Source organism: Xenorhabdus thuongxuanensis (assembly GCF_001908095.1).
In the GTDB taxonomy this organism is placed as follows: domain Bacteria; phylum Pseudomonadota; class Gammaproteobacteria; order Enterobacterales; family Enterobacteriaceae; genus Xenorhabdus; species Xenorhabdus thuongxuanensis.
This window is the reverse complement of record NZ_MKGR01000054.1, coordinates 1-5672: the sequence shown is the minus strand read 5'-3', so window position 1 is coordinate 5672 and position 5672 is coordinate 1. Positions and strand designations below refer to the sequence as shown.

At 42.9% G+C, this 5672-nt stretch carries 6 protein-coding genes and 3 pseudogenes; 4 read left to right on the top strand and 5 right to left on the bottom strand.

What is annotated here, in order from left to right:
* Positions 1-65 precede the first annotated feature (65 nt).
* The gene (locus Xentx_RS20220; protein ID WP_074021743.1) at positions 66-860 is read left to right on the top strand and encodes a hypothetical protein; all 795 of its coding nucleotides are present in this window, start codon (positions 66-68) and stop codon (positions 858-860) included.
* Positions 861-870: 10 nt separating this feature from the next.
* Positions 871-1221 carry a tail fiber assembly protein gene (locus Xentx_RS20225; protein WP_074021744.1) on the top strand — a complete coding sequence of 117 codons (351 nt, stop codon included), beginning with the start codon at positions 871-873 and terminating at the stop codon, positions 1219-1221.
* A 26-nt stretch (positions 1222-1247) separates the two neighbouring features.
* Here the strand turns inward: Xentx_RS20225 and Xentx_RS20230 are convergent, their stop codons facing one another.
* Positions 1248-1685, bottom strand: a complete 438-nt coding sequence (locus tag Xentx_RS20230; protein WP_074021745.1) for a tail fiber assembly protein — start codon at positions 1683-1685, stop codon at positions 1248-1250.
* Between the two features lies 1 nt (position 1686).
* Positions 1687-2016, bottom strand: coding sequence for a gp53-like domain-containing protein (locus tag Xentx_RS20235; protein WP_074021746.1), 330 nt, complete (start codon positions 2014-2016; stop codon positions 1687-1689).
* Positions 2017-2152: 136 nt separating this feature from the next.
* On the opposite strand from Xentx_RS20235, the pseudogene Xentx_RS20240 reads away from it, so the two are divergent.
* Positions 2153-2290 (top strand): annotated as a pseudogene (locus Xentx_RS20240) (recombinase family protein); the annotation flags it as partial.
* 186 nt (positions 2291-2476) lie between these two features.
* Here Xentx_RS20240 and Xentx_RS20245 read toward each other — a convergent pair.
* Both Xentx_RS20245 and Xentx_RS20250 read right to left on the bottom strand, forming a co-directional pair.
* A pseudogene (locus Xentx_RS20245) lies at positions 2477-2854 on the bottom strand (IS110 family transposase); the annotation flags it as partial.
* Positions 2855-2931: 77 nt separating this feature from the next.
* Positions 2932-3363, bottom strand: a pseudogene (locus Xentx_RS20250) (transposase); the annotation flags it as partial.
* Positions 3364-3786: 423 nt separating this feature from the next.
* Between Xentx_RS20250 and Xentx_RS20255 the strand changes: the two are divergent.
* Entirely contained in the window at positions 3787-4524 is a 738-nt protein-coding gene (locus Xentx_RS20255; RefSeq protein WP_074021747.1) for a class I SAM-dependent DNA methyltransferase, read from the top strand.
* 144 nt (positions 4525-4668) lie between these two features.
* Here Xentx_RS20255 and Xentx_RS20260 read toward each other — a convergent pair whose 3' ends face one another.
* The gene (locus Xentx_RS20260; protein WP_279625120.1) at positions 4669-5574 is read right to left on the bottom strand and encodes a PfkB family carbohydrate kinase; all 906 of its coding nucleotides are present in this window, start codon (positions 5572-5574) and stop codon (positions 4669-4671) included.
* Between the last annotated feature and the right edge of the window lie 98 nt (positions 5575-5672).

Sequence of the window (5672 nt, the reverse complement as noted above, 5' to 3'; positions counted from 1 at the left end):
GAACGGAATTACGCCAGTATGTTGGCTCTGGCGTTTATCATTGTCTGGTTGCCCATGTGGGCTGAATGAATTATGACCTTAAAACATCAACAGACCCTAATACTCGTCTGGAGAAAAACAAGAACGGCGCGGATATTCTGGATAAACCGGCGTTTGTGAAAAACCTCGGTTTAGCGGATGCGGTGAAACGGGCGGAAAATGCCTATCCCAAAACAGGCGGAACAATCACAGGTCACGTTGATATCAACGCGTCGCATGGCGTGCTCCGCCTGAACGCCCCCGAACGCAATTCAGACATTTTTGTCGAGTTTGGTTCAGGGAATAACAGGGACGCGTTCATCGGATTCGGTTCACGGGACACAAAAACGTTCACAATTCACAACGATAAAACGAATGCGAAACTGCAAATTAACGAATACGCCACGTTTAATGAGAACAAATTGCTGGATATGGGCGACATTGCATCCCACACCGGGTCATCACCAAAAACCGTGATGAGCCAGAAATCAGTCACCGAGGCAATCAACCGCCACGCCAGCCTGGGAATAAATCAACAATGGCGGGATGTGACAGACAACAGACGGCCATCTGTTGCGTATAAAAACAATACCGACAGGCCGATATGCATATCAGTGACGTATCAGGAACTCGTTATCCGCGATTGGTACGCGCTAATGGCGTTGAACATTAATGGGCGGGATATTGTGTATTCCGGTACGTCAATGAGCGCCCACGAGGGGACTATTGAATCCCGCGCGTTCGTTACGGGGGTTATTCCCCCCGGCGCGAGCTATTCCCTGTCAATGTACACCAACCATGACATCACCAGCGGGAATTTACGCTGGTATGAACTCAGTTAACGGGGGCAGTATGAAATATTATATTAATAAAAAAACGCAACAAATTTACGCCTACGAGGATTGGGTTGACAATTCTGCAATGGATTCTGGCCTGACCCCGATCGCAGAGGCTGAGGCGCTGGCAATTGCAAACCCGCCGCCAACACCTCAACAATTGCAACAGTGGGCAGAAATGGAAAAACGCGCCTTGATGTCTCGCGCCAGTGGAAAAATTGCCCCCCTACAGTATGCTGTGGATTTACAAATGGAAACAGATAACGAACGGGTAGCGTTGACAGGATGGAAAAAATATATGGTGTTATTGAACCGTGTAGACTGTTCGACAGCGCCCAACATTGACTGGCCTAAAGCACCAGAATAACAATCAGGGGCACAATGCCCCGCTATTCATTTCGGCTGTTCCGGCCATGAGATATCGGGCGCGGTAGAGCAATCCACCCGATTGAGCAGAACGCGGTATTTACGCCAGGCGGTTAATGCGGATTTTTCGGCATCGGTGGCCATATCTAAATCAATCGCGTCCTGATAAATATCAATTTTGGCTCTGGCTGTATCCAACAATTGCTGTTTTTGGTATTCCGCCTGTTGCAGCAATTGCTCAGGTGTTGGCGGGGGTGGCGGGGGGATATCAACCCAGCATGGCATTCCATGACTATCAGCTCCGCGTAACGCCCCTAACTTGGATTGGCTAAATTCTGAAAACACCTCATCTGCCACTTCAACCAGGTCATCAGGCAATGTGCCCGCCGCTTTATAATCTGCGAGCAATGTGATCGGGTAAAAACCGAGTGTTGATGGACTAAAGAAAAATTGATTATCACTCATATTAATATCCTATTGCGATATACGATAATGTCGGTGCACGCGGCGGTATATATTTTGTGTGGATCAATAACCCTGCACTGTATCGATCGGTTAATACTGTCTGCGCAATTGCAACCCATTGATTATCTGACCCACCATCAACGAGCGAACAGGTCACCGCAACACATTGGTTTGTAAACGGAATTGCGAACTGAATGGTTCCTGATACCTGCGACCATCCATCAGATGGGCTACTGGGATGCTGTCCAATTGCCTGTCCCCATTGAATAATCACGCCGCTGGGCAGTTTTTGATATCCTGATTTGGTTTGCCTGGACTCAAAAAACGACATGTCGGGGATCTGGTTACGCCCGTTGCCGATGGTTCTATATACAGCGTCCGATAAACCGAGGTTTTACGGATATCAATTCGTCATTTTTAAAGTGGTGATAAGCTCATTAATTCATGGACTAAATGAGGTATTAATAATGGCGAAAATTGGCTATATCCGTGTATCAACAACAGACCAAAACAGTGATCTGCAACGAAATGCATTAATGGCCGCAAATTGTAACTCGATTTTTGAGGATAGAATTAGTGGCAAAACCGCCAATAATGATGACCTATTTTAATTAGGCGTTTTATTCTGCACTGTGCATTATGGAGGAATTAACCCCACACAAAAGAATGCAGAATATATTGCTAAATTGGCTGCTACGCTACACTGATTGTGTAAAAAATTTTCAATAGATGAAACGCGATTAGCTCTTCATTTATCGCGCGGATAGGTGAAATTTATCGCGCGCGGCATCACGCTGACGAACCCTGTGTAGACATTGAATATCCTGTTGTTCTACCGTTTTTTCCGGCACATACCGCATGCCCGGACGACTGTCAGCTTCCACAATAGCAATCGCATCGTTTTTATCGTTCTTGCTGCCCATTCGAAAAGGCGTGACATATTGAGGACTGATTTGTTTGACTTCATGTCCAAGCTGTTTGAACTGGCGGCTCCAGTAATTGGCGCTGCCACAGGCTTCCATGACAATTCTTGAGGGTGGCTGTTGAGCAATGAAAGCGGTGAGCTTGTCACGAGACACCATTTTGTTCTGAATGAATTTTCCGGAAGAAGACACGATATTTAATTGAAAAACTCGCTTTGCCAGATCAATTCCGATAATTTGTTCCATGGGACACCTCTTCATATTTTGCTGATGTATTCAGCATGGCTCACTGGAGCCGATTTGGGGAGGTGTCCATTTCATTACCCTGTGCGGGTTTTTCCTCGCTGCGCGACCCCCTCAAAAACTTTATGACGAGAAATACGTAGGTTATGGCAAACCGCGATTTTAGTGGAATCGATAAAGGCAATGCCGTGTGATTTTTGTTGGCGTGAAGAAAGGAAAGCGCATAACGGAATAAGGGCTCTTTTCTTCAATGTTATTATTCGATTGTAGCTCACCAGGCTGGGGAAATCTGCTTTGAGGTATTGCTGCACATACTCAGTATAAAACGCTTTAAAATGACGATAATGGCTCATGTGAAATAAAATGAGGAGAGTCATTATTTCGCTGAGAGACAGGGAAGTGGCGCGATGACGCTTGAGCTGATTATTCTCAATGAGCTGTTGTTCCCAAAGGGGAATAAATTTTTGGCAAAAGTCATCGACGCAACAGAAAAGTTCTTCTAAAGTAGTCATAGCCTGAGGATCCCCACGATTTTGTTTTCTCAGCAAAAACTTTGATCGTGCCTCAGGCACTTAGTTCCCTTTTGTCTTTCCTTTCTTAAGCGAAGTTCAGGTTAGCTAAACATATCCAGTGTGCCAAATAGTTCACGGTGGCACAAAATATAGATATTACATTTTCTCGCCAGCTAACTCCATTTGAGCCTGTTCGGGGAAATGCTCCTTGACAGCGACTTAACTGGATAGTTAGGAGTTCTCTGCTTAAAACTGGGTAATGCTCTTGAATATAGCAACATCTGATTATTCTTGATTTAATTCAAACAGATTATTTATCGTGTAAAATTAATCATATTACAAAAATAATTATACCTAATTATTTCATGATACTTTATCTTTATAAAATAGTACCCTTATTCTATTTTATCAGGAGCCATAATAATGGAAGAACAAGCAAGCTATGATTCAATTGGAGAATATTACGAACAGTTTTCCAATACGGTAGCCCAGCGACAGTCTGAACTTCGGGATATACTCAACATGGTCGGTGAGATACAAGGAAAATCAGTTCTGGATCTAGCTTGCGGGTATGGTTATTTTGGGCGGGAATTGCACCACCGCGGGGCTTCAAAAGTGGTTGGCATCGATATCTCTGAAAAAATGATTGAACTCGCTAAAATCAAGTCAAAACTGTATGGTGATGATATTGAGTTCCATGTACAAAATGTATGTGAAATGAAATTAGATGAAAAATTTGATATCGTTATCGCCGCTTTTTTATTCCACTATGCTGAATCCACAGAAGAACTGGAAACGATGTTCCAAGCAGCCGCTGAGCATTTAAAACCTTCTGGCAAATTAATTGCTTATATGGCATCACCTGATTATCGGTTAGAAAGCGGAAACTGTGAGAATTATGGTTTTAAGATTTTGAGCGAAGAGCCGTGGAAAAATGGCTTCCGTCACCAGGCAGAATTTCTGTCAACCCCCCCAAGCCCTTTCACGTTTTATCGTTGGAATCGTGAGAGCTATGAAAAAGCGCTTAAAAAAGCAGGATTCGATCATTTTAGCTGGAAAAAACCAACGGTCTTAGACAGCGATTTAGTACGTTATCCTCAAGGTTTTTGGGATAATTACCTACAAAATTGTGTCCATACCGGACTTGTTTGCCAGTTTTAAGCTCACTCCCCATTCCTTTCGCATTACGATTGAATTTAATTCAACCGAATATAAACATTGACATGAATGGACATTGAAAAAATGCCGGGCCCAGCCCGGCTCTAGCCACAATACTAACATTATAATTTTTTATTTTTATGATATTTATTGGTTATTCATCATTGTTATTGGATCTAATAGCAGTAACTTATCAACAGCAAATGGAGACAGGGTTAGTGAGTGTGTTAATTCCGTAGACAGGACAAGCGCAGCACAGCGCTGGGCAAAATATACACTTTCCTTAAAATCCATACCTGCTAACGCGCAATGAACTAATCCCGCCATCATTGCATCACCGGAACCTGTGTTATTGACAATATCAACAGGAAATGCCGGAGAGTGACCAGATATATAATCTAACTCACTGTAGTAAACACCGTCAGCGCCCATACTTAAAACTACCCGTTGTACTCCTTGTTCATGAAACCATGATGTGACCAACTTAGCCTCTTTTATTGAGTTAATTTTAATACCACTGATTTTTTCTGCTTCCAGCCGATTGGGTCTGATAGTATGAATATATGATAGCCAGTTACGTACTATACCCGCCTTATATGACGAGACAGGATTAACAAATATGGGCACATTACCTGAGTTTTTAAATAACCATTCCAGAGCATCCTCTCTCAAATTGCAATCAATACTCAGTATGCCTGCTCGCTCAATGAGAACTTTAGATTTATTTAGCAACTCAGGCGTGAGTTTTTTCAAAATATCCATATCACTCACGGAGGTATACGGTTCACCATGACTATCAACTATTGAATGATAAATCGAAGTTCTTTCATCATTGAGTTTATGAGAATGGCTAAGATCAACACCTGCTAACCGGGTTTCTCTAAACAATCTTTTTCCGTATGAATCATCACCAAAAACAGAAATTAAATAGCTGTCATTCTTTAACGCGGCAATGTTATGCGCCATATTTCGGGCAACACCACCTAGCGTATATTTTGTTTTCCCTGGGTTGGAATCTTTCTTTAATAATTCAGTCGAAGCGAAGCTGGTAATATTAATACGGTGTTTAAATACCTATATTTATATCATGCCGCATAACGAATTTTAGGATGGTGGAAAAAACGGGCAACATGCGCCTTTCTTCTCTGGAG